This is a genomic window from Streptomyces sp. NPDC020845 (assembly GCF_044334165.1).
In the GTDB taxonomy this organism is placed as follows: Bacteria; Actinomycetota; Actinomycetes; order Streptomycetales; family Streptomycetaceae; genus Streptomyces.
The window spans coordinates 295,589-318,957 of the sequence record NZ_JBIRSJ010000013.1; the positions used below are offsets into that span (position 1 = coordinate 295,589).

Below are 23,369 nucleotides of genomic sequence, written 5' to 3' on the forward strand. Positions count from 1 at the left end.
CCTCCAATGGGCTAGCTTCCGGCGCCATGACGGAGAAGAAGACCACCAAGGGCCGCACAGGACTCAAGACACTGACGGGGACGCTGAGACGCGCGGCAGCGGCCGGGCTGTGCGGCGCGGCGCTCGCATCGGCCGTCGCCGCCGCGCCGGCGCAGGCCCAACAAGGGCGCGCGGAGGGCCTGTCGGGCGCGACGTGGCGGCTGAAGGACAGCGGCAGCGACGCCCGGTTCCGCGGACTCGCCGCCATCAGCCGTACGACGGCGTGGGTGGCGGGCTCGAAGGGGACCGTGCTGCGTACGCACGACGGCGGGCGCAGTTGGCGCAACGTGTCGCCCCCGGGTGCGGAGGGGCTGGAGTTCCGGGACATCGAGGCGTTCGACGCGCGGCGCGCGGTGGTGCTGGCGATCGGTGAGGGCGAGGCGTCCCGGGTGTTCCGTACGGACGACGCCGGCGCGACCTGGACGGAGAGCTTCCGCAACACCGATCCGCGCGCCTTCTACGACTGCCTGACCTTCTTCGACGCGCGCAACGGCATCGCGCTCAGCGACCCGGTCGACGGCAAGTACCGCGTTCTGGCGACGGGCGACGGCGGCCGCAGCTGGCGCGTGCTGTCCTCGGACGGGATGCCCGCCGCGCAGCCGGGCGAGGCGGCGTTCGCGGCCGGCGGGCAGTGCCTGGTCAGCGCCGGGCGCCGGGACGCGTGGTTCGCAACCGGGGGCGCGGCCACCGCGCGCGTGTTCCACTCCGCCGACCGCGGCCGCACCTGGACGGTGGTCGACGCACCGCTCCCGGCGGGCGACCCGGCGCGCGGCGTCTTCGCGCTCGCCTTCCGCGACACCCGCACCGGCCTGGCCGTCGGCGGCGACTACCGCGCCGGGCAGCCGTCCCCGAAGGCGGCGGCCGTCACGGCGGACGGCGGGGCGGTCTGGACGGTGGCCGACGCGCCGCCGCCCGCGTACCGCTCGGGCGTCACCTGGCTGCCGCACAGCCGTCGCACCGCTCTCGCGGTCGGCCCGACGGGTACGGATGTGACGAACGACGGCGGCCGTACCTGGCGCACGGTGGACCAGGGTTCGTACGACACCGTCGACTGCGCCCCGGACCTGGGCTGCTGGGCGGCGGGCGAGCAGGGCCGCGTGGCCCGTCTGGAGCCGGCTGGGAGGTAAGTCCGGTCAGAAGATAAGTCTGGTCGGGAGGTAGGCCCGGGCGGGGGCGGATCAGGACGGCGGCTGTTGGCGGTGGGCCGCGAGCTCGGGAGAGGTCTTCGTGGCCAGGAATTCGGTGATCCGGTATTCGCACAGGCCCGCGACCGAGAACGGGTCGGTCGCCACCAGCCGTTCGATCCTGGCGCGGTCGTCGCCGACCGCCAGGATGATCCCGCCGTCCCGCGGGACCTTGCGGCCGGAGGCGATGAAGTCGCCGGACGCGTAGCGCCCCTGCAACCAGGCCACGTGGTCGGGGAGCGCGGCGTCGATGCGCTCGAGGGGCGCGGTGTAGGTCAGTTCCAATACGAACATGATCGCGAGGCTAGTAGCGTAGGGCGCATCATGACCAGCGCATTCGACCCCGGGCCCGCCCCCGGGCCCAGCTACGAACTCCCGCCCGGCTGGCCGACGACCGAGGCCGAGGCGGCCGCAGTCCAGGAGCGGCTGCGCGGCTCCGTCCTGGTGGGCGGAGACCTGCCCGCGCCGGGCAGCGGCGCGGGCGCCGTCGTGGGCGTGGACGTCGCCTACGACGACGAACGGGGCGTGGTCGCGGCGGCCGCCGTCGCGCTCGACCCGCGCGGCCTCGCGGTCGTGGGGGAGGCCACGGCGGTCGGCCCGGTCACCTTCCCTTATGTGCCGGGCCTGTTGGCGTTCCGCGAGATCCCCGCCGTCCTCGACGCGCTGGGCACCCTGGACCGCCTCGGGCACCGCCCCGACGTCGTGGTCTGCGACGGCTACGGCCTCGCCCACCCGCGCCGCTTCGGGCTGGCCAGCCATCTGGGAGTGCTGACCGGGCTGCCCACCATCGGCGTGGCCAAGAACCCCTTCACCTTCACCCACGACGCCCCCGGCCGGCGCCGCGGGCAGTGGTCACCGCTCCTGGACGGGGCGGAGGAGGTGGGGCGCGCGCTGCGCACCCAGGACGGCGTGAAGCCGGTCTTCGTCTCCGTCGGCCACCGGGTGACCCTCGCGGATGCCTGCGCGTACGCGCTGCACCTGGCCCGTGACTACCGGCTGCCGGAGACCACGCGGCGGGCCGATGCGCTGTGCCGCCGGGCGCTGGCGGGGGCGTGAGGCGTACTCACCAGGTGCGTAAGCGTAAGCCGCGCCCACTAGGTGCGTAAAACGCACCAGGCGCGTAAAACGCACCCAATAGGCGCCTACACCGCGCCCGCCAGGCGCCCCTGGGCGCACGCGCCGTCTGCGCGCCACCCCCGTACGCGCGCAGCGCCGCTCAGTCGGCCGTGCGCCGCGTCTCCGCGTGGAAGCAGCCGAACTCCACGGCGCGTACGTGCACCGCGGCCACCTCCGGATTCCGGTAGACCTCCGCCAGCCCCTCCTCGATCGTCAGATCGCCGCCGTTCAGCAGCAGCCCGCTGAGGATGGCGCCCTCGGCGGAGTACGCCCGCAGCACCCTGCGCTCGCCCCGCATGGCGTCCGGGTAGCCGCCGCCCGGCCAGCCGCCGCAGTCCTCGGTGTGGATGAAGACCGGGCCCACCTCGCTGTACGGGCCGGGCGTGGCGCCGGTCTCGAGCGCCCAGCGGCGCAGCGGGGCGTATGAGACGAGCGCGATCGTCTCGCCCGGCCGGCTGCGGCCCAGGCAGCAGCGCAGCGGGTTGCCGCCCTCCTCGTCGACCACCATGCGCGGCGGGTTGCCCGCGTCGTCGCTGATCCGCAGCTGCTTCAGTACCTCGGGCGCGATGGCCCGGATCTCGTAGTTCTCGCTCATGCCGTCCATGCTGGTCGTCGGGGCCGCACGGCGCTGGCGGGATTCGGACGGCGCGCTGGACGGACGACGACGCGTCCGGGGGCTTGACACCGTGTTGGCGCTCCGTCAGATTCAGCGCGAACATGGGACGTCCGACGTCCTGAATGACTGAAATATTCATACGATCGTCAGAAGGCCAGGTTCTCGATGAGTCTGCCGACCCCGCTCACCGGTGTCGTCCCACCCCTCTGCACCCCGCTCACCTCCTCCGGCGAGGTCGACACCCGCTCCCTCACCGCGCTCGCCGAGCGGCTGATCGGCGCCGGAGTCAGCGGTCTGTTCGTCCTCGGGTCCAGCGGCGAGGCCGCCTATCTGAGCGACCGCCGGCGGCGCGCCGTCCTGGAGACCGTGACCGAGGCCGCGGCCGGGCGGGTGCCGGTGCTCGCCGGGGTGATCGACATGACCACCGAGCGGGTGCTCGACCACGCCCGTACGGCGGTGGAGTCGGGCGTGGACGGGCTCGTCGCCACCGCCCCCTTCTACACCCGCACTCACCCCGTGGAGATCGCCGACCACTTCCGGCGCATCCGCGGCGGCGCCGGTCTGCCGCTCTTCGCGTACGACATCCCGGCCTCCGTCCACACCAAGCTCACGCCGGCCACCGTCCTCCCGCTCGCCGCCGAGGGCACGCTGGCCGGGCTCAAGGACAGCAGCGGCGACGACGGCGCGCTGCGCCGCCTCCTGGTCGAGGTGCGCCGGCGCGGGCTGCACACCTCCTTCTCGGTGCTCACCGGCTCCGAGCTGGCCGTGGACGGCGCGCTGCTGGCGGGGGTGCACGGGGTCGTCCCGGGTCTGGGGAACGTCGACCCGGAGGGCTATGTACGGCTGTACGAGCATGCGCGGGCGGGCCGCTGGGAGCGGGCGGCTGTCGAGCAGGACCGGCTGGCCGCGCTCTTCGCCATCACCGACGTCGGCGACCCGGCCGCCATGGGAGGCAGCTCCTCCGCGCTCGGCGCCTTCAAGGCCGCCCTGCATCTGCTGGGCGTGATCGACTGCCCGGCCACCGCCCCTCCCCAGGTGCCGCTGGGCGACGCCGCTGTGAAGTCAGTCCGTCAACTTCTGGAATATGGAGGGCTCTTGCCGTGACCGCACCCCTGCCCTGGTACCGGGAAGTCTCCCTCCGGCAGTGGAAGGCGATGTTCGCCGCCTGGATCGGCTATCTGCTCGACGGTTTCGACTTCGTCCTGATCACGCTGGTCCTGACGGAGATAGCCGACGAGTTCGACCTCAGCGACGCCTCGGCGGCCTCCCTGGTCTCCGGGGCGTTCATCACCCGCTGGCTCGGCGGTGCGCTGCTCGGTGCGCTGGGCGACCGCTACGGGCGCAAGCCCGCCATGGTCGTCAGCATTCTGCTCTACTCGCTTGGCACCTTCGCCTGCGGCTTCGCATGGGACTATTTCAGCCTGTTCACCGCCCGCCTGCTGATCGGCATGGGGATGGCGGGGGAGTACAGCGCGAGCGCGACGTACGCCCTGGAGAGCTGGCCGGCCCGGCTGCGCAACCGCGCCTCCGGCTTTCTGATCTCCGGGTTCGCGGGCGGCTCGATCATCGCCGCCGAGCTCTACAAGTGGGTCGTGCCCCACTGGGGCTGGCGCTGGATGTTCTGGATCGGGGTGCTGCCCGTGTTCGTGGCCCTGTGGGTGCGGCGCGCGCTCCCGGAGAGCGGGGACTGGAGCGAGGCGACCGGCGGCGGGCCGCGCCCGAACCCGTTCCGGCCGCTGTTCGCCGGTCGCCGCCGGGCCTCGCTGAACACGGGGCTGGCGGTGGCCGCGAGCGTCGCGCTGTTCTGCGTCTTCACCCCGGTGGGCGAGGGGATGGTGTGGCCGCTGGCGCTGGTGGCGGCGGGCTGTCTGTTCGCCTTCGCCGCGCAGCTCGGCGGGCGGCGGCGCTGGGTGCTGTACATGGCGCTGATGTGCACCGTGTTCTGTGCGTTCCTCTACAGCTGGCCCATCCAGGCGCTGCTGCCCACCTATCTGAAGAAGGAGCTGGGCTACGACCCGGGCGAGGTCGCGGACATGATGTTCTACGCCGGGTTCGGGACCATGGCCGGCTGCTGGCTCGCCGGGTTCATGGGCGACTGGCTGGGCACCCGCCGCGCGTACGCCTTGACCCTCCTGGCCTCGCTGGCGTTCGTCTTCCCGGTGTTCGCGGTGCAGAACAGCCTGGTCGGGCTCGGGGTGCTGCTCTTCTTCCTGCTCGCCCTCAGCCAGGGGATCTCCGGGATCCTGCCCAAGTACATCGCGAGCCACTTCCCGACCGAGACCCGGGCCGCGTCGCTCGGCTTCGTCTACAACACCGGAGCGCTCGGTGGCGCGGTCGCGCCGGTGCTGGGCGCCCACCTGGCGGAGGGCATGTCCCTCGGACGGGCGCTGGCGGTGCTCACCTTCGGGCTCACCCTGGTGGTGATCGTGCTGGTCGGCGGCAATGTTCCCCAGCGTCTCGCCCAGCTCACCGACCCGGGCGCACCCGATGACCACCTCGTGCCCGAGCGGCCGTTGCCGGCGTCTGCCGCTAGCGTGGAGAGGGCCGGCTGAGGGACCGGCGGTCCGCGCTTCGTCCGGCTCGGGCGGTCAAATGCCTGGTGAGCGAGGTGTTTTGAGCGCCCGCCCGGTTATCCACAGGCTCGCCGCGGGGGCTTGTGGAATGCCGGGCGCGTTCTTAGCATCAGCGGTGTTACAGCAGTGGTGTCATACGGTTTGGGGACGGCATGACGGCGACAGAGCACGGCCCGCTGGCAGGGGTGCGCGTGGTGGAGCTCGCGGGGATCGGGCCGGGGCCGTTCGCCGCCATGCTCCTCGCCGACCTCGGCGCCGATGTCGTCCGCGTCGACCGGCCCGGCGGCACGGGCGGGCTGAAGGTCGACCCGGCGTACGACCTGGCCAACCGCAACAAGCGCTCGGTGCTGCTCGACCTCAAGACCGAACCGGGCCGGGCGGCCGTGCTCGATCTCGTGGAGCGCGCCGACATCCTCATCGAGGGATACCGCCCGGGCGTCGCCGAGCGCCTGGGCGTGGGCCCCGACGCCTGCCTGGCACGCAACCCCCGGTTGGTCTATGGGCGGATGACCGGCTGGGGCCAGCAGGGCCCGCTCGCCGAGACCGCAGGCCATGACATCGGCTATATCGCGGTCACCGGCGCGCTCGGCATGATCGGCGCGCCGGACGGCCCGCCCGCCGTCCCCGCCAATCTCCTCGGGGACTACGCGGGCGGCTCGCTCTATCTGGTGATCGGCGTCCTCGCCGCCCTCCAGCACGCCCGCACCTCAGGCGAGGGCCAGGTCGTGGACGCCGCGATCGTGGACGGCACGGCCCATCTGACCGCCGTCATCCACGGCATGATGGCGGCGGGCGGCTGGCAGGACCGGCGCGGCGCCAACCTCCTCGACGGCGGCTCCCCCTTCTACGGCACCTATGAGACCGCGGACGGCGGCTATATGGCCGTCGGCGCCCTCGAACCCAAGTTCTACGCCGAGTTCATCGAGCTCCTCGGGATCGCGGACCAGGCGCCGGGCCGCCGCGACTTCGACCGCTGGGGTGAGCTGCGCGCCCTGATCGCCGACCGCTTCAAGCAGCGCACCCGCGAGGAGTGGACGGCCGTCTTCGCCTCCTCCGACGCCTGCGTCGCCCCCGTCCTCTCCCTCCGCGAGGCCCCCGGCCATCCACATCTGGCCGCCCGCGCCACCTTCGTCGACCACGGCGGCATCACCCAGCCCGCCCCCGCCCCGCGGTTCTCCGCCACCCCGGGCGCGGTGCGCCGCCCGCCCGCCCGGCCCGGGGCGGACGCCGCCGAGGTGGCCCGCGACTGGGGCGTGCCGCCCTTTCCGCAGGAGAGCCCCATATGAAGCGCGCTCTCACTGCCTGTCCGACACCCCCCGAAAGGCTGCTGACGTGAGCACCGAAGCGTACGTGTACGAGGCCATCCGCACCCCGCGGGGACGCGGCAAGGCCGACGGGGCCCTGCATGGCACCAAGCCGGTGGAGCTCGTCGTGGGCCTCATCCATGAGATTCAGCGGCGGCTGCCCGGTCTTGACCCGACGGCGATCGACGATGTCGTGCTCGGTGTGGTCAGCCCCCTCGGGGACCAGGGCTCCGACATCGCGAAGATCGCGGCCATCGCGGCCGGCCTGCCCGATACGGTCGCGGGCGTCCAGGAGAACCGCTTCTGTGCCTCGGGCCTCGAAGCCGTCAACCTGGCGGCGGCCAAGGTCCGCTCCGGCTGGGAGGACCTGGTGCTGGCGGGCGGCGTCGAGTCGATGTCGCGGGTCAAAATGGGTTCCGACGGCGGGGCCTGGTTCGCCGACCCGATGACCAACTACGAGACCGGCTTCGTCCCCCAGGGCGTCGGCGCCGACCTCATCGCCACCGTCGAGGGCTTCTCCCGCCATGACGTCGACTCGTTCGCCTCGCTCTCGCAGGAGCGCGCCGCGCTCGCATGGAAGGAGGGCCGCTTCGACCGCTCGGTCGTCCCGGTCCGCGACCGCTCGGGCCTGACCGTCCTCGACCGCGATGAGCACATCCGCCCGGGGACGACGCCCGAATCCCTGGCGGGGCTGAAGCCGTCCTTCGCCACGATCGGCGCGGCGGGCGGGTTCGACGCGGTGGCGCTGCAGAAGTACCACTGGATCGAGGCCATCGACCATGTCCACCACGCCGGAAACTCTTCCGGCATCGTGGACGGCGCGGCCCTCGTCGCCATCGGCAGCGCCGAGGTCGGCGAGCGCCACGGCCTCACGCCCCGCGCCCGTATCGTCTCCGCCGCCGTCTGCGGCGCTGACCCGACCATCATGCTGACCGGACCCGCGCCCGCCACCCGCAAGGCGCTCGCCAAGGCCGGGCTGACGATCGACGATATCGACCTGGTCGAGATCAACGAGGCCTTCGCGGCCGTCGTGCTGCGCTTCGCCAAGGACATGGGGCTCGGCCTGGACAAGATCAACGTCAATGGCGGAGCGATCGCCATGGGGCATCCGCTCGGCGCCACCGGGGCGATGATCCTGGGCACGCTCGTCGACGAGCTGGAGCGGCGCGGGCAGCGCTATGGGCTGGCCACGCTGTGCGTCGGCGGCGGCATGGGCATCGCGACGGTTGTCGAACGCGTCTAGGTCCTGTCCGGGCGATCTTTGAGGATCAGCCCGCGGCGTCAGATGCGGTGCACCGCAAGGCGGAGGATCGCCCTCGTACTGGGCGTACTCGGGCGATCCGACAACGCAGCGAGGTGCCGTAGCTGGCGTCGCGGGCCCGAGAAGATCGCCCGGACAGGGCCTGGCGACCGGCCCGCACCCCACGACTTTCCAGGGAGACCGAAGAACCATGAGCAGCCCCACCGCCGCGTCCACCATCCGCTGGGAGCGCAGTGACGACGGCATCGTGACCCTCGTCCTGGACGACCCCCACCAGTCGGCCAACACCATGAACGCCGCCTTCGTCTCCTCCCTCACCGCGGTCGCCGACCGTCTGGAGGCCGAGCGGGACTCGATCCGCGGCATCGTCGTCACCTCCGCCAAGAAGACCTTCTTCGCGGGCGGCGACCTCAAGGACATGATCAAGCTCGGGCCGGACGACGCCCAGCGGGCGTACGACACGAGCATGGAGGTCAAGCGCGGGCTGCGCCGCATCGAGACCCTTGGCAAGCCGGTCGTCGCCGCGATGAACGGTGCCGCGCTCGGCGGCGGCTTCGAGATCGCCCTCGCCTGCCACCACCGCATCGCCCTCGACGCCCCCGGCTCCAAGATCGGCTGCCCCGAGGTCACCTTGGGCCTCCTCCCGGCCGGTGGTGGCGTCGCCCGCACGGTCCGGCTGCTCGGCGTCGCCGACGCGCTGCTGACGGTCCTGCTCGAAGGCCGGCAGTACGCCCCGCGGCGGGCGCTCAAGGCGGGCCTGGTGCACGAGGTCGTGGACTCCCCGGAAGAGATGCTGGCCAAGGCCCGCGCCTTCATCGACGCAAACCCCGAATCGCAGCAGCCCTGGGACGTCAAGGGCTACAAGATCCCCGGCGGTACCCCCGCGCATCCGAAGTTCGCCGCCAACCTGCCCGCCTACCCCGCCAATCTGCGCAAGCAGCTCAACGGCGCCCCCTACCCGGCGCCCCGTAACATCCTGGCCGCCGCCGTCGAGGGGTCCCAGGTCGACTTCGAGACCGCGCAGATCATCGAGGCCCGGTACTTTGTGGAGCTGGTCACCGGCCAGACCGCCAAAAACATGATCCAGGCGTTCTTCTTCGATCTTCAGGCGGTCAACTCCGGCGCCAGCCGGCCCGACGGTGTCGCGCCGCGCCGGGTGAGCAGGGTGGGCGTGCTGGGCGCCGGAATGATGGGCGCGGGCATCGCGTACTCCTGCGCCAAGGCGGGCATCGACGTCGTCCTGAAGGATGTGTCGCAGGAGACCGCCGCCAAGGGCAAGGCCTATTCCGAGGGGCTGCTCGACAAGGCCCTCGCCAAGGGCCGTACGACCGAGGCCGAGCGGGACGCGCTGCTCGCCCGTATCACCCCGACCGCCGACCCCGGCGATCTGGCCGGCTGTGACGCGGTCATCGAGGCGGTCTTCGAGGACCCGGCGCTCAAGCACAAGGTCTTCCAGGAGATCGAGGGCATCGTCGCACCCGACGCGCTTTTGTGCTCCAACACCTCCACCCTCCCCATCACCCTGCTCGCGGAGGGCGTCCAGCGCCCCGGCGACTTCATCGGGCTGCACTTCTTCTCGCCCGTCGACAAGATGCCCTTGGTGGAGATCATCAAGGGCGAGCGGACCGGCGAGGAGGCCCTGGCCCGCGCCTTCGATCTGGTGCGGCAGATCCGCAAGACCCCGATCGTGGTCAACGACTCGCGCGGCTTCTTCACCTCGCGCGTCATCAGCCACTTCATGAACGAGGGCGTGGCGATGGTGGGGGAGGGCGTCGACCCGGCGTCCATCGAGCAGGCCGCCGCCCAGGCCGGCTACCCCGCCAAGGTGCTGTCGCTGCTGGACGAGCTGACCCTGACCCTGCCGCGCAAGATCCGCGAGGAGACGCGGCGGGCCGTGGAGGAAGCGGGCGGCACCTGGCAGCCACACCCCGCCGACGCGGTCATCGACCGGATGGTCGAGGAGTTCGGGCGTCCGGGCCGCGCCGGGGGCGCCGGGTTCTACGCGTACGACGAGGCAACGGGCCAGCGGACCGGTCTGTGGCCCGGTCTGCGCGAGCACTTCACCAGGCCGGATGCCGCGGTGCCATTCGAGGACATGAAGGAGCGGATGCTCTTCGCCGAGGCGCTCGACACGGTCCGGCTCCTGGAGGAAGGCGTGCTGACCTCGGTCGCCGACGCGAACATCGGCTCGATCCTCGGTATCGGCTTCCCCGGCTGGACCGGCGGTGTGCTGCAGTTCATCAACGGCTACGAGGGCGGGCTGCCCGGCTTTGTCGCGCGCGCCCGCGAGCTGCGGGACCGGTACGGCGACCGCTTCGAGCCCCCGCAGCTGCTGCTGGACAAGGCCGCGAAGGGAGAGACGTTCATGGACTGACGTCGGGGACCGACGGAGCCTGCGGCTCGTCCTGCCCGTACCAACCGCGCAGCTCGCTCTTCATCGACCGCTGGAAGGCGATCACCAGCGCCTGCACCACCAGCGGCTGCATATGGGCCGACAGCGACTTCTTGGCCTTCACCCGCTCGGCGCCGGACGGGCCGGACCCGCCCTCGTGGTCCGGCCCCCACACCTCGTCGCGGAAGAGCCTGCTCAGCTCACGAGCCGCGGACCGGGTGTGTTGGAGGACGACCGTATGGGCCGCCAGAATCGTCTCCAGCGCGATCGGCACCTCCAGCAGCCGCATGCCCAGGTGCAGTACACCAGGGTCGATCCGGAAGACGTCCGGGTCATCGGTGCGCTCCAGCACATTGAGCGCGGCCAGCCGGTCGATGTCCTCCTCCGACAGCGCGCGCCCGGCCCGCCGGGCCAGCTGCTCCCGGGACGCCTCCTCCGAAGCATCGGGAGCCCAGGAGGTCACCAGGGCGCGGTGGATGGCCAGATCGTCCGCGCTGAGGTCGGGCGGCAGCTGCCGCAGATAGCGCTCGATGGCGGACAGGGTCAGGCCGTGGTGCTGGAGTTCTTCGATCAGTGCGAGGCGGGAGAGGTGTTCGGGGCCGTAGTGGCCGACGCGGCGCGGGCCGAGTACGGGGGGTGGCAGCAGCCCGCGGGTGCCGTAGAAGCGCACTGTGCGGACCGTCACCCCGGCGCGGGCCGCCAACTCGTCGACGGTGAGCGTCAGTTCCTCGGTGTCGGTGGTGGCCGTGTCGGGGGTCGCCATGCGCCGCGCCTCACTCTCCGCCCTGCTGCACGATCGGGTATGTCGGTCGGGTTCACCAGTATTGCTGTCTCACCATCGGTGTGAAGCCCCTCCCTGTCCACCCCCTGTGCGACGTCCCTGTTGACGCCTCACACGTCACTTAATAGCGTGCGGTGCTGTTCAACTGTGTTGGTTTTCTTCCGAATCTGTGAGGTGGGGTCGGAGTGAGCACTGAGCACAGCAAACACAACAGACATACCAGGTACACCAGGTACACCAGACGGGGCCTCGGCAGGCTGCTCGGCGCGGTGCTGGCGATGGCCACGGCCGCCGGGCTGAGCCTGACCACGGCGGATACGGCCCTGGGCAGAGGACCGGACGAGGGCAAGTTCCCGGCCGATGTGCATACGTACCTCGAAGACCCGGAGATGACCGGCGAAGGGCAGGAACCCCCGCACACCCTGCTGCGGCCGGACGGGCCGGACCGGAAGAAGTGGCAGCGCAGCCTGGACGGCACCTGGCGGTTCGCCATCGCCGACCGGCCCGAGGACGTGCCCCAGGGCTTCTGGAAGCAGAGCTACCGCCCATCAGCCACGCCCGCCGACTCCGCCTGGAAGAGCGTGCAGGTCCCGCACACCTGGCAGACCGACGACCTCGACCACCCCCTCTTCCGGAACGTCCAGAGCGAGATGGTCCCCGACGCCCCGCCCAAGGTCCCGCGCGATATCAACCCCACCGGTGCGTACCTCCGCGACATCCAGGTGCCCACGAGCTGGGTCGGCCGGCGGCAAGTGATCCGCTTCGACGGGGTGACCTCGGGCTGGTTCCTGTGGATCAACGGCCGGTACGTCGGCTATGACCAGGGCGGCTATGTGCCCGCCGAGTTCGATGTGACCGACTATCTGCACCCGGGCACCAACCGCGTCGCCGTCCAGGTGCACCGCTGGAGCGCCGGTTCGTATCTCGAGGACTACGACCAGTGGCGCTACGCGGGCATCTTCCGCTCCGTGACGCTGTACTCCACGCCCAGGACCCGCATGGAGGACGCGTACATCACCACCGACCTCGACGACGACTACCGGGACGCGACCCTGCAAACCAAGATCAAAATCAACCGCGCGGACGACGACAAGAGCGGCCCGCGGCAGGTCACCGGAGTGCTCTATGACCCCAAGGGCCGCGAGGTGCGGCGGCTGACCGCCGAGGAGACCGACGGCAAGGCCGAGCTGACCGCCCGAATAACCGACCCCGCCAAGTGGTCGGACGAGGCGCCGAACCTCTACCGGCTGGAGCTGACCCTGCGCGACCCCGCCGGAAAGGCGGCGCAGACCGTCAGCCAGAACGTCGGATTCCGCGAGATCGAGGTCAAGGACAAGCAGCTCAAGCTGAACGGAAAGCGCATCCTGATCCGCGGCGTCAACCGGGCCGAAACCGACCCGGCCACCGGCCGGCACGCCACCCGCGCCCGTATGGAGCAGGACATCCGGCTGATGAAGCGGCTGAACGTCAACGCGATCCGCACCTCCCACTACCCGTCCGACCCCTACCTCTACGAGCTCGCCGACCGCGAGGGCATCCTCATCGACGACGAGATGGAGGTGGAGACCCACAGCCACGAGAACTGCCCCGACAACTGCCTCGCCGAGCGGCCCGAGTGGCAGAAGGCGTTCCTCGACCGCCACCAGGGCATGGTCGAGCGCGACAAGAACCACCCCAGCATCATCATGTGGGACACCGGCAACGAGGCCGGGCTCGGCAAGGCCCACTACGCCATGGCCGAGTGGACCCGGCGGCACGAGCCCACCCGGCCGCTGTACCACCAGTCCAACCGCCCCGACGGCGACGCGCCGTTCGCCGATATCGCCGGGCCCCGCTATCCGACCCCGGCCTCCCTGGAGACCAAGGCCAAGACGTTCACCAAGCCCATCGTGATGGGCGAGTACGCCCACGCCATGGGCAACAGCCTGGGCAACTTCCGGGAGTTCTGGGAGGTCATACGCGCCTACCCGAACGTCCAGGGCGGCTTCATCTGGGACTGGGCCGAGCAGAACATCCGTCGCCCGCTGATCACCACCCCCGACTCCTCCGGCAACCGCATCGCCGCCAGCCTGTCCGGCAAACCCCAGGTCGTCGCGGGCAAGAGCGGCAAGGCGCTGTACCTGTCCGGCCTCGACGACTTCGTCGAGGTCTACCGCGACCCCGAACTCGACCTCACCGGCGCATCCGTCACCCTCGACGCCCAGGTCAAACCGGCCGACACCTGGACCGGTGACTTCACCATCGTGAGCAAGGGGGACCAGTACGTCCTGCGGATGAAGGACCAGGACACCCTCGAGTTCACCCTCACCAGCGAGGGCAAACCACGTACCGTCACCGCGCCCGTCCCCGACGGCTGGACCGGCGCCTGGCACCGCGTCACCGGCACGTACGACGGCAGCCGGCTGACCCTGTACGTGGACGGCAAACCGCTCGCCGACACCCCCTGGACCGGCCGCATCGACTACACCGGCTTCGACCTCGGCGTCGGCCGCAACACCGACACCATGGAGGACGGCTACGCCGGACGCACCGCCCAGGGCACCGTCGACCAGGTCCGCGTCTACGGCACGGCGCTCACCCCCGGGCAGCTCGCCGCGGACGAGGACCCCCAGCGCGAGGCGCTGATCGCCCTGGACTTCGACGACTTCACCCGCAAGGGAAGCCATCTCTCCTACGGCCTGTACGAGTCCGGCGTGGACGGGCTGATCACCGCCGACCGCGCCCCCGAGCCGGAGACCGCCCAGCTCGCCTGGGTGCAGGCGCCCATCCGGATCACCGCCCCCACCGGCACCGATCCGCGCTCCGGCCAGGTGAAGGTCACCAACGAGCGCGCCTTCACCGGCACCTGTGACCTCAGGCTGCGCTGGAAGGTCACCCAGGGCGCGAAGACCGTCGCGAGCGGAGACCGCGCGCTGGACGTAGGCCCCGGCGGCAGCGCCGATGTCCAGCTGCCCGCCCTGCCCGCCAACCCCGGCGGATACGAGCGGTACCTCACCGTCCAGGCCGTCACCGCGCAGGACACCGACTGGGCGGAGGCCGGACACGTCGTATCGTTCGGCCAGTTCGCGGTGGGCGGCGACAAGGTGCCGGAACCGGCCGCGCCCGCCGACGCCGAAACCGGCGCCAACGCCGGCCGCCCTGCCTCGGCCGACGACCGCGCCGAGACCGTGGAGGTGACCGGCGAGGGCTTCCGCTACACCTTCGGGAAGAAGGACGGCACGCTCACCTCCATGCGCGTCGGCGGCCGCGAGCTGCTGCGCTCCGGCCCCGAGCTGGACGCCTGGCGCGCCCCGATCAGCAATGAACGCTCCGACTGGGGCACCGCCGAGGGCAAGCGGTGGCGCGCCCTCGGGCTCGACCGGCTGCGCACCACCGTGGACGGGGTGGACGTGACCCCCGCGGACGACGGCACGGTCACCGTCACCGTCCGCTCCACCGCCGCCGCGCCCGATGTGACCGGGGCGTCCTTCGAGCAGACCGTCGACTACCAGGTCGACGGCTCCGGCCGGATCGACGTGCGGCACCGGGTCGAGGCGCGCGGCGCGTTCCGCACGCTGTCGTATCTGCCGCGCATCGGCCTGAAACTGCGGGTACCCGAGCGGTACGACACCTTCCGGTGGTACGGCCGCGGCCCCGTCGAGAACTTCGACGACCGCAAGGACGGCACCCCCATGGGCGTATGGTCCAGCTCCGTCCAGGACCAGTACGTCGAATATCTCAAGCCCCAGGACCACGGCAACCACGACGACGTCCGCTGGGCCTCGCTCACCGACGCCGCCGGCCGCGGGCTGCTGGTCTCGGGGGATCTGGAGGCCGGCGCCACCGCGTACGACGAGCTCGACCGCGCCGCCTATCCGCACTTCCTCAAGCGCAACGCGGGCTGGCACACCCTGCACGCAGACCACGCGGTCACCGGCGTCGGCGACACCCCCAACCCGGTCCGCGAGCAGTACCGGGTCAAGGCCGACCAGCCCTACGACTACACCCTGACGCTGCGCCCGCTCACCGGGAAGGAGGACACGTCAAAGGGGTGAACCGCGGCACATACTGGAGGTGTGGTCACCGCCAGGGACACCCGTACGGCGGCGGGCGGCCCCGAGCCGCCCCCCGTCGGCGGCATCCTGTGGTCCCTCCAGGGTGAGATACGCAGCGTCCTCGCCCTGCCCGCCGCCATGGCCATGCAGGTGGCGCATCCGGCGGTGGGCGCGGGCGTGGACCAGTACTCCGTCTTCCGCACCGACCCGTGGGGGCGCGGCGAGCGCTCGCTGCGCTCGATGCAGCTGTGGGTGTACGGCGGGGAGCGGGCGGCGGCGGAGGGCCGCAGGCTGCGCGAGCTGCACCGGGTCGTCCTGGGCGTGGACGACTACGGCCGCCCTTACCGGGCGCTGGACCCCGCCTGCTATCTGTGGGTGCACGCGTCCGGCTACCCCGTCTATCTGCACGCCCAGCGCGTGCTCGGCCGCCGCCCGTTCACCCGGGCCGAGGAGCTGGGGCTGTACGAGGAGTGGCTGCGGGTCGGCCGCGTCCTGGGCTTCGACGACCGCGAGCTGCCGCGTACGGCCGAGGACTTCTGGCCGTACTACAGGAGCGTCCTGGACCACGACCTCGAGGCGACGCCGGTCGTCCGCGAGCTGACCGCGCCCGATGCCGCCCTGCCCCCGCCCGACTTCGGGCCGCGCCCGCTGCGGCGCGTGCTGCGCGCTGTCTGGCCCGTGTTGCTTCCGCCCTTCGCCCGCTTCCGCTCGTTCCTGACCGTCGGCCTCATCCCGCCGGACGCGCGGCGTGCGATCGGGCTGCCGTGGAGCGCGGCGCAGGAGCGCAGGCTGCGCCGGTTCGGCCGCGCCGTCAGCGTGGTGGTCCCGCTGCTCCCCGAGCGGCTGCGCTACCTCCCCCTCGCCCGCGAAGCCCGAAGCGAGGCCCGAAGCGAGGCCCGACACGAGGCGCGGCACAAGGCGCGACGCTGAGGGCGAGGCCCCGGCAGGAGGGGCCTCGCCCGAAAAGCGTCAGCGGCTCTCGTGGACGGTGTCCGTCGCGTGGATCGCCCGCCATGACTTCGGCCGCGCCGCCGCGCCCGCACCCGCGTCCGCCGCCGCGCCCGCACCGATCCCGTTCGCCCGCGCGGCCGGCGCGCTCGGCTTGGACGTCGTGAACAGCCAGGTGTCGAAGAGGCCCCCGAGCGAATGGCCCGAGACCTTCTCGGCGTACGTCTCGAAGTCGCGCACCGACCCGTTCCCGTAGCGCCGCTCCGTGGGCCACCCCTTGAGGATCGCGAAGAAGTCCTCGTCACCGACCTCGTTGCGGAGCGCCTGCAGCGCGATGGCCCCGCGGTCGTACACCGCCGCGTGGAACTGGTTGTCCGGCCCCGGGTCACCCGGCTTGACCGTCCAGAACGCGTCCTCGGCCGGATGCTGCGCGTACACATAGTCCGCGAGCTCCTGCGCCGTGCCCTCGCCCTCCTTCTCCGACCACAGCCACTGCGCGTAGCGCGCGAAGCCCTCGTTGACCCAGATGTCGCGCCAGTCCTTCACCGAGACGCTGTCGCCGTACCACTGGTGGGCCAGCTCATGGACCACCACCGAGACGTTCGAGCTGCCTGCGAACTGCCGGGGGCTGTAGAACGGGCGGGTCTGGGTCTCCAGCGCGTAGCTCGTCCCCACATTGGGCACATAGCCGCCCAGCGCGTTGAAGGGGTAGGGGCCGAAGATCTCGCTGAGCCAGTCCGCGACCTCGGCCGTCCGCTCGACGCTCGCGCGCGCCGCGCCCGCGTTGTCGCCCAGGTCCTTGCTGTACGCGTTGATGACCGGCAGGCCGTTCGCGGTGGTGTCGGTGGTGATGTCGAACTTGCCGACGGCGAGGGTGGCGAGATAGGTGGCCTGGGGCCGGTTGGAGCGCCAGCTGTAGCGGGTCCAGCCCAGCCGTGAAGTGGTCGACTGGAGCGTGCCGTTGCTGATCGCCTGGGTCCCGTCGGGCACCGCGACCGATACGTCGTAGGTGGCCTTGTCGAGCGGGTGGTCATTGCTCGGGAACCACCACCACGCCGCCTCCGGCTCGTTCGCCGCGACCCCGCCGTCCGGGGTGCGCAGCCAGGCCGTATACCCCTTGACCTGCACCTTGGAGGGTGTGCCGCGGTAGCGCACGACGACGGTGAAGGGGCGGCCTGAGTCGAGCGGGGCGGCCGGGGTGATCTCCAGTTCATGGTCGCCGCTCGTCGCGAACGCCGCCTTCTTGCCGCCCACCAGCACCTCGCGCACCTCGAGCGCGAAGTCGAGGTTGAAGCGGGACAGGTCCTGGGTGGCGGTGGCCACGACCGTCGCCGTGCCCTCCAGCCGGTCGGTGGTGGGCTGGTAGGTCAGCCGCAGGTCGTAGTGGGAGACGTCGTACCCGCCGTTGCCGTAGCCGGGGTAGTACGAGTCCCCGATACCGGGCGCGCCCGGGGCGGCTTCGGCAGCCGAGGCCGGAACCGCCAGCAGCAGGCACGCGGCGGCCGCGCTCGGGACGGTGAGTCTGTGACGCACGGGTCCTCCAACTCGTCGGGGAGAACGATCACTGCAGACCCTAGGTACTCGCCGAGGACCCCTCCTGTCCATCACCCCGCGCGCCACACGATCGACATCCGGTCGACATCAGCGGCCACCTCGGCCCCACAGAGATCGGAGTGCCCTCTTCTGTACGGGAGTTGACTCGCGCTACGGTCCGCCCGTGCTGCTCTGTATGCGGAAGCCCCGCCACGCAAGGACACGGATCGTGCTCCGACCACTGGCGGCCGCCGCCCTGGCGGCCCTCGCAGCGACATTCATACCTCCCCTCGGCACACCGGCGGCCCAGGCCGCCGAGCGGGAGAGCAGACCGATCTACTCATACGACAAGGCGATCCGCGAATCCGTATGGGTGGACACCGGACTTGACGGCGACTCGGACGGCAGGACCGACCGGGTCGCCGTCGATATCGTGCGCCCCGCCGAACCCGCCCAGCAGGGCCGCCGGATCCCGGTGATCATGGATGCGAGCCCGTACTACTCCTGCTGCGGACGCGGCAACGAGAGCCAGAAGAAGACCTATGACGCGGCCGGCAAGCCAGTCCTCTTCCCGCTCTTCTACGACAACTACTTCGTGCCGCGCGGCTACGCCACCGTCCTGGTCGACCTCGCCGGGACCAACCGCTCCGACGGCTGTGTGGACGTCGGCGGCCGCTCCGACATCCAGTCCGCCAAGGCCGTCGTCGACTGGCTGAACGGCCGCGCCACCGGCTACACCACCCGCACCGGCACCGCGACCGCCACGGCCGACTGGTCCAACGGCGCCACCGGCATGATCGGAAAGAGCTACGACGGGACCGTCGCCAACGGCGTCGCGGCCACCGGCGTCAAGGGCCTGAAGACCATCGTGCCGATCAGCGCCATCTCCTCCTGGTACGACTACTACTTCGCCAAGGGCGCCCCGCTCTTCGACAGCGGCCCCGACGGCCTCTCGGACGGTGTCGAGAGCGACGACGCACACGCCCGCTGCGCCGCCGTACAGCGGGAGCTCGTCGACGGCGCCCCGCGGAACGGCGACTGGACCGATCTGTGGACCGGGCGCGACTACGTCCCCGGCGCCGACAAGGTGCGCGCCAGCGTCTTCGCCGTCCACGGGATGCAGGACCTCAACGTCCGTACCAAACACCTCGGTCAGTGGTGGAACGCGCTCGCCGACGCCGGCGTGGAGCGGAAGATCTGGCTCTCGCAGACCGGGCACGTCGATCCCTTCGACTTCCGCCGCGCGGATTGGGTGAGCACCCTGCACCGCTGGTTCGACCACTATCTGCTCGGCATCGACAACGGCATCGAGCGCGAGCCCATGGCCGATGTCGAACGCGCCCCCGACCGCTGGGCCACCGACCGCTCCTGGCCGCCCGCCGGCACCCGCCCGACCACGCTGCGGCCGCGCTCCGGACAGACCCCAGGCGTCGGCGTCCTCGGCACCGAACCGGCCGAGCCCGGCGCGACCGAGACGTTCACCGACGACCCGAGGCTGAGCGAGGCCGACTGGGCCGCCCGGATCGACCAGCCGACGGCCGCCAAGGCCGGGTTCGCCACCGCGCCGCTGACGAAGGACCTGCGGCTCGCGGGCTCGGGCACGGTCACGGTCACCGCGACCCCCTCCACCTCCTCCGCGCATCTGTCCGCGGTCGTGGTGGACCTCGGCCCGGACACCATCCGCAACTACACCGGCGACGCCGAAGGCATCCGCACCCTCGCCGACCGGACCTGCTGGGGCAGCGGCACGACGGGCGACAGCGGCTGCTTCAAGCGGACCGAGGCGGACACGGCGAGCGTCGGCTACACCGTCCTCAGCCGCGGCTGGGCCGACCTCGGCCACTGGGCGGACGACGGGAAGGGCCGCCCGCTGACCCCCGGCAAGCCCTACACCATCACCCTCGACCTCGCCGCCACGGACCACATCGTCCCCGCGGGCCATCGGCTGGCCCTCATCGTCGCCGGTACGGACGCGGGCCTGATCGAACCGGCGGACACCAAGCCCACGGTCACGGTCGACCTGGCCCGGACCCAGGCCCGGCTGCCCCTGACCGGCGGCGCCCCGGCGCTCGCCCGGGCCACCGCGGGCACCCCGGCCGACACCGCCACCACCTCGCCCGACGCCGCCCCGTTGAAGGGCGTCCCCGAGCCGCGCCACAAGTCCCGGCTGCCCCAGTAACAGACTCCGGCCCCTCACCCAAGGAGACCCCACTCCGTGACATCCGCGATCTCCCGCTTCCCCCTGCTCCGCGCCGCGGCGGCCGGCGCCGTCGCGCTGCTGACCACGTCGTTCCTCGCCGCGCCCGCCCACGCCGGAACCTCGAAGCCCCGCACGGGCTTCGAGACCAGCGACGGCGCGCGCTGGACCACCGAGCCGGAGGAGGAGCGCTTCCTCGCCGCGGTCGACGCCGCGAGCGCGCGCGTCGCCGTCGACCGCATCGGCACCACCGCGCAGGGCCGCCCGCTGCGCCTGGTGCGGATCGGCGCGCCCGCCGCCCCGGCCCGTACCGCGAACGCCAATACGCTGCTGCTCATCTGCTCACAGCACGGCGACGAGCCGTCCGGCCGCGAGGCCTGCCTGTCCACCGTCCGCGACCTCGCCTACGCCAAGGACGCCCGGACCAGGCGCTTCCTGGAGCGCACCAACGTCCTCGTCATCCCGACCGCCAACCCCGACGGCCGCGCCGCCGACACCCGCGAGAACTCCGAGGGCGTCGACATCAACCGCGACCACATCGCCCTCAAGACCCCTGAGTCCCGCGCGACGGCCGCCGTCCTCCGCGACTGGCGGCCCGACACCGTCTACGACCTCCACGAGTACGGGGCCACCGTCCCGTACTACATGAAGGACCTGCTGGCGCTGTGGCCGCGCAACCTCAACACCGCGGACCCCGTGCACCAGGAGGCGCGTACGCTCTCCGACTCCTACGTCCGGCCGCACGCCGAGCAGGCGGGCTTCGGCACCGGCGTCTACGGCATCTGGACCGACCCGGAAACCGGCGATCCCATCAAACAGGTCGCGGGCGACGGCCAGGAGCGGATCCTGCGCAACACCGCCGGGGTCAAGCACTCCGTCGGCCTGCTCGTCGAGACGCGCGTCGACCCGCTCACCGACGCCGAGAAGGCCGACCCCGCGGTCAACAACCGCCGCCGGGTGGGCTCCCAACTCGCCGCGCTCGACGGCGCCTTCGCCTTCACCGGCGAGCGGCGCGGGCGCATCGAGGCCGCCACCACCCGCGCCCGGCTGACCGGCTACGCCGACCGCGGCCCGGTCTACCTCGGCGGCGGCGACAACGACCCGGCGGGCCCGGAGGAAACCCTCGCCGACCCGCCGTGCGGCTATCTGCTCGACGCCGGACAGTACGCGCAGGTGAAGGACGAACTCGCGCTGCACGGCGTCACGGTGCGCCCCCGGCACGGCGGCGCGGACGGCGCCTTCGTACCGCTGCGCCAGTCGCTGCGCGCGCTGGTTCCGCTGCTCCTCGACGGCCGCGCCACCTACCACCTGACCGAGGGGCAGCCGGTCAACAGCTGCTGACCAGTTCGGCCGCTTCCTCCGCACAGCCCCAGGCGACGGTGATGCCCGCCCCGCCGTGTCCGTAGTTGTGCAGGAGCCAGGGAAGTCCGACACCGCCCGCCGCGGTGTCCGCCTCAAGACGCACCCGCGACCGGGCCGGGCGCAGCCCCACCCGGTGCCCGATGACGCGTGCGTCCGCGAGCCGGGGATGGACGCGGGCGCAGCGGGCCACGATGGCCTCGGCCGTCGCCGGGTCGGGCGTCAGATCCCAGGCGTCCTCCCGGGCGGTGCCGCCAAGGATCACCCCGTACGGCTGGGGCAGCACGTACAGGGTGTCCGCCGAGCCGGGGTCGGCGGACACGAACCACTCGTCGACGCCCGGGTTCTCCGCCAGCACCAACTGGCCCTGCACCGGGCGCACCTCGGCGTCCGGCACCAGATCGCGGGCGCCGAGGCCGGTGCAGTTGACGACGAGCGGCGCCTCCCGCGCGGCCTCGGCCAGCGTGGCCACGGCACGCTGTTCGACGGTGCCGCCCGCCGCCTCAAGACGCCGCCGCAGATACCCGAGATAGGTCGGCATGTCGACCACCGGGACCCGCGCCCGCAGGCCGTGGCCCCAGCCCTCCGGCAGTTCCTCGCGGCGAGCCGGGCGCAGCCCCGGCACCTCGGCGGCCCAGGGGCCGAGGTCCCCGAGGCCGGTGCCCGCCAGCGTCCCGTCGACCATCCGGACGCCGGTCTCCCCGGGCCGGGCGGCCAGTTCGGCGAGTACGCCGAGGGTACGCAGGGACCAGGCGCCCACCTTCTCCTCCGGCTCGACGCGGTACGGCCACCACAGCCCGCCCGCCACCGCCGAGGTGGTGTCCCCGATCGGGTCCCGGCTCCACACCGCTACCCGCCGGCCGCTCTCGGCCAGCACGATGGCACTTGTCAGGCCGATGACCCCGGCGCCGACGACTATCGCATCGCTCGTCATGCCCGGAGGTTACGCCCTGGGGTGCGGTATCGCCGGAGCGTGCTGCGCGGTGACAGTGCCCCGATATGGGAATACTTGGGCCATGACCTCCGAGTACGCGACTTTCGGCCTCGCGCCGGCGATGCGCGCCGGCGGCGTGCTGTCCAAGGGCGCGTACCAGATACACCGCGATTTCCTGGACTTCATCGTCGACGGCAGACCGCTGCTGTCGCGCCTCGCCGACCTCGACGCGGTCTCGCCGCTCGCCGCCGACCTCGGCCCCACCATCTTCACCGCCCAGGTGCGCGGTCTGCTGCTGGAGACCGAGGCGCCGCTGCCCGCCGGCCGCCGCGTCCTCTACGGCTGCCCTGAGTGCGTCGGCCTGGAGTGCGGTGTGGTCACGGCGGTCATCGAGCGCGACGGACCGGACGTCGTCTGGCGCGACTTCGCCTGGCAGACCGACGACACCCCGGACATCTACCCCGACCTCGGCCCGTACCGCTTCCACGGCGGGCAGTACCGCGCCGAGCTGGAGCGGCTGCTCGCCCTGGAGGCCCCGGCGGGGCGCCGAGTGCTGCTCGTGGGGCAGCGCGCCGCCTTCCTCGCCAAACTCGCCGCGGCGCTGCGCACCATCGGCATCGGCGCCGAGATCTCCCGGGACGCGGCGGCCGCCCACGCCGACGAGCTGCGCGGATACGGCGTTGTGGCCTTCGGCCGGACGGTCGGCCCCGAGGAGCGCGCCGCCGTGCGCGACGCGTTCGCGGCGGCGGGCTCCGACGCGGTCTTCGTGGCCGAATCGGCCCCGATCGTCCCCCTCCTCGTCGCCCGGATCGAACAGGCCCTGGACCGCTCCCCCCAGGAGCAGCGGCGGCTGGCCGGGCTCAGGGCCGAGGGCGGCGAGGCGGTGCTGGAGGTCGTCGCCCGGTGCCGGGTGCGCCTCGTCGCCCACCGCCTCGACCGGTTCGGCCGCCCCCGCACCCACGATCTGTTCGACGGCCGGCTGGAGCCGGGCGTCCATCGCATCCCCCTGGACGCGCGGGTCGTACGGGGGGACGCCTTCGTGGTCGCCCGCACCTCCAGCACCGTCCTGGTGGCCCCGGTGGGCCGCTGAGGGAAACG

At 72.1% G+C, this 23,369-nt stretch carries 17 protein-coding genes; 12 read left to right on the forward strand and 5 right to left on the reverse strand.

Annotation, left to right across the window (positions count from 1 at the left end; genetic code table 11):
• Positions 1 to 26 precede the first annotated feature (26 nt).
• Positions 27 to 1,166, forward strand: coding sequence for a WD40/YVTN/BNR-like repeat-containing protein (locus ACH4U7_RS33800; protein ID WP_398531576.1), 1,140 nt, complete (start codon positions 27 to 29; stop codon positions 1,164 to 1,166).
• A 51-nt stretch (positions 1,167 to 1,217) separates the two neighbouring features.
• Here ACH4U7_RS33800 and ACH4U7_RS33805 read toward each other — a convergent pair whose 3' ends face one another.
• A complete protein-coding gene (locus ACH4U7_RS33805; RefSeq protein ID WP_398531577.1) occupies positions 1,218 to 1,517 on the reverse strand; it encodes a YciI family protein in 300 nt (99 codons plus the stop codon).
• 30 nt (positions 1,518 to 1,547) lie between these two features.
• On the opposite strand from ACH4U7_RS33805, the gene ACH4U7_RS33810 reads away from it, so the two are divergent.
• Positions 1,548 to 2,279: an endonuclease V gene (locus tag ACH4U7_RS33810; RefSeq protein WP_398531578.1), complete on the forward strand. Its 732-nt coding sequence runs from the start codon at positions 1,548 to 1,550 to the stop codon at positions 2,277 to 2,279.
• Positions 2,280 to 2,439: 160 nt separating this feature from the next.
• Here ACH4U7_RS33810 and ACH4U7_RS33815 read toward each other — a convergent pair whose 3' ends face one another.
• Positions 2,440 to 2,934 carry a DUF1203 domain-containing protein gene (locus ACH4U7_RS33815; RefSeq protein WP_398531579.1) on the reverse strand — a complete coding sequence of 165 codons (495 nt, stop codon included), beginning with the start codon at positions 2,932 to 2,934 and terminating at the stop codon, positions 2,440 to 2,442.
• A 186-nt stretch (positions 2,935 to 3,120) separates the two neighbouring features.
• Between ACH4U7_RS33815 and ACH4U7_RS33820 the strand changes: the two genes are divergently transcribed.
• The 5 genes from ACH4U7_RS33820 (at position 3,121) to ACH4U7_RS33840 (ending at position 10,467) form a co-directional block, all read left to right on the forward strand.
• Positions 3,121 to 4,059 carry a dihydrodipicolinate synthase family protein gene (locus ACH4U7_RS33820; RefSeq protein WP_398531580.1) on the forward strand — a complete coding sequence of 313 codons (939 nt, stop codon included), beginning with the start codon at positions 3,121 to 3,123 and terminating at the stop codon, positions 4,057 to 4,059.
• Between the two features lie 50 nt (positions 4,060 to 4,109).
• The gene (locus ACH4U7_RS33825; protein ID WP_398531642.1) at positions 4,110 to 5,507 is read left to right on the forward strand and encodes a sialate:H+ symport family MFS transporter; all 1,398 of its coding nucleotides are present in this window, start codon (positions 4,110 to 4,112) and stop codon (positions 5,505 to 5,507) included.
• Positions 5,508 to 5,680: 173 nt separating this feature from the next.
• Positions 5,681 to 6,814, forward strand: coding sequence for a CaiB/BaiF CoA transferase family protein (locus ACH4U7_RS33830; RefSeq protein WP_398531581.1), 1,134 nt, complete (start codon positions 5,681 to 5,683; stop codon positions 6,812 to 6,814).
• Positions 6,815 to 6,860: 46 nt separating this feature from the next.
• Positions 6,861 to 8,075 (forward strand): acetyl-CoA C-acetyltransferase, encoded by a 1,215-nt coding sequence (locus tag ACH4U7_RS33835; protein ID WP_398531582.1) that lies wholly within the window; start codon positions 6,861 to 6,863, stop codon positions 8,073 to 8,075.
• Positions 8,076 to 8,283: 208 nt separating this feature from the next.
• Positions 8,284 to 10,467: a 3-hydroxyacyl-CoA dehydrogenase NAD-binding domain-containing protein gene (locus ACH4U7_RS33840; RefSeq protein WP_398531583.1), complete on the forward strand. Its 2,184-nt coding sequence runs from the start codon at positions 8,284 to 8,286 to the stop codon at positions 10,465 to 10,467.
• Here ACH4U7_RS33840 and ACH4U7_RS33845 read toward each other — a convergent pair.
• Positions 10,457 to 11,248 carry a MerR family transcriptional regulator gene (locus ACH4U7_RS33845; RefSeq protein WP_398531584.1) on the reverse strand — a complete coding sequence of 264 codons (792 nt, stop codon included), beginning with the start codon at positions 11,246 to 11,248 and terminating at the stop codon, positions 10,457 to 10,459. The genes ACH4U7_RS33840 and ACH4U7_RS33845 overlap by 11 nt on opposite strands.
• Positions 11,249 to 11,451: 203 nt before the next feature.
• On the opposite strand from ACH4U7_RS33845, the gene ACH4U7_RS33850 reads away from it, so the two are divergent.
• Both ACH4U7_RS33850 and ACH4U7_RS33855 read left to right on the forward strand, forming a co-directional pair.
• Positions 11,452 to 15,300 carry a glycoside hydrolase family 2 TIM barrel-domain containing protein gene (locus ACH4U7_RS33850; RefSeq protein WP_398531585.1) on the forward strand — a complete coding sequence of 1,283 codons (3,849 nt, stop codon included), beginning with the start codon at positions 11,452 to 11,454 and terminating at the stop codon, positions 15,298 to 15,300.
• A 21-nt stretch (positions 15,301 to 15,321) separates the two neighbouring features.
• Complete coding sequence (locus ACH4U7_RS33855) at positions 15,322 to 16,230, forward strand: oxygenase MpaB family protein (protein WP_398531586.1); 909 nt, start codon at positions 15,322 to 15,324, stop codon at positions 16,228 to 16,230.
• Between the two features lie 39 nt (positions 16,231 to 16,269).
• Here ACH4U7_RS33855 and ACH4U7_RS33860 read toward each other — a convergent pair whose 3' ends face one another.
• The gene (locus tag ACH4U7_RS33860; RefSeq protein ID WP_398531587.1) at positions 16,270 to 17,781 is read right to left on the reverse strand and encodes a M1 family metallopeptidase; all 1,512 of its coding nucleotides are present in this window, start codon (positions 17,779 to 17,781) and stop codon (positions 16,270 to 16,272) included.
• A gap of 196 nt (positions 17,782 to 17,977) precedes the next feature.
• On the opposite strand from ACH4U7_RS33860, the gene ACH4U7_RS33865 reads away from it, so the two are divergent.
• Together ACH4U7_RS33865 and ACH4U7_RS33870 are read left to right on the forward strand one after the other, a co-directional pair.
• Complete coding sequence (locus tag ACH4U7_RS33865; protein WP_398531643.1) at positions 17,978 to 19,960, forward strand: Xaa-Pro dipeptidyl-peptidase; 1,983 nt, start codon at positions 17,978 to 17,980, stop codon at positions 19,958 to 19,960.
• 36 nt (positions 19,961 to 19,996) lie between these two features.
• Complete coding sequence (locus ACH4U7_RS33870) at positions 19,997 to 21,319, forward strand: M14 family metallopeptidase (protein ID WP_398531588.1); 1,323 nt, start codon at positions 19,997 to 19,999, stop codon at positions 21,317 to 21,319.
• Here ACH4U7_RS33870 and ACH4U7_RS33875 read toward each other — a convergent pair.
• The gene (locus ACH4U7_RS33875) at positions 21,306 to 22,271 is read right to left on the reverse strand and encodes an FAD-dependent oxidoreductase (RefSeq protein WP_398531589.1); all 966 of its coding nucleotides are present in this window, start codon (positions 22,269 to 22,271) and stop codon (positions 21,306 to 21,308) included. The genes ACH4U7_RS33870 and ACH4U7_RS33875 overlap by 14 nt on opposite strands.
• Before the next feature lie 82 nt (positions 22,272 to 22,353).
• Between ACH4U7_RS33875 and ACH4U7_RS33880 the strand changes: the two genes are divergently transcribed.
• Entirely contained in the window at positions 22,354 to 23,361 is a 1,008-nt protein-coding gene (locus ACH4U7_RS33880; RefSeq protein ID WP_398531590.1) for an oxidoreductase, read from the forward strand.
• Positions 23,362 to 23,369: the final 8 nt, after the last annotated feature.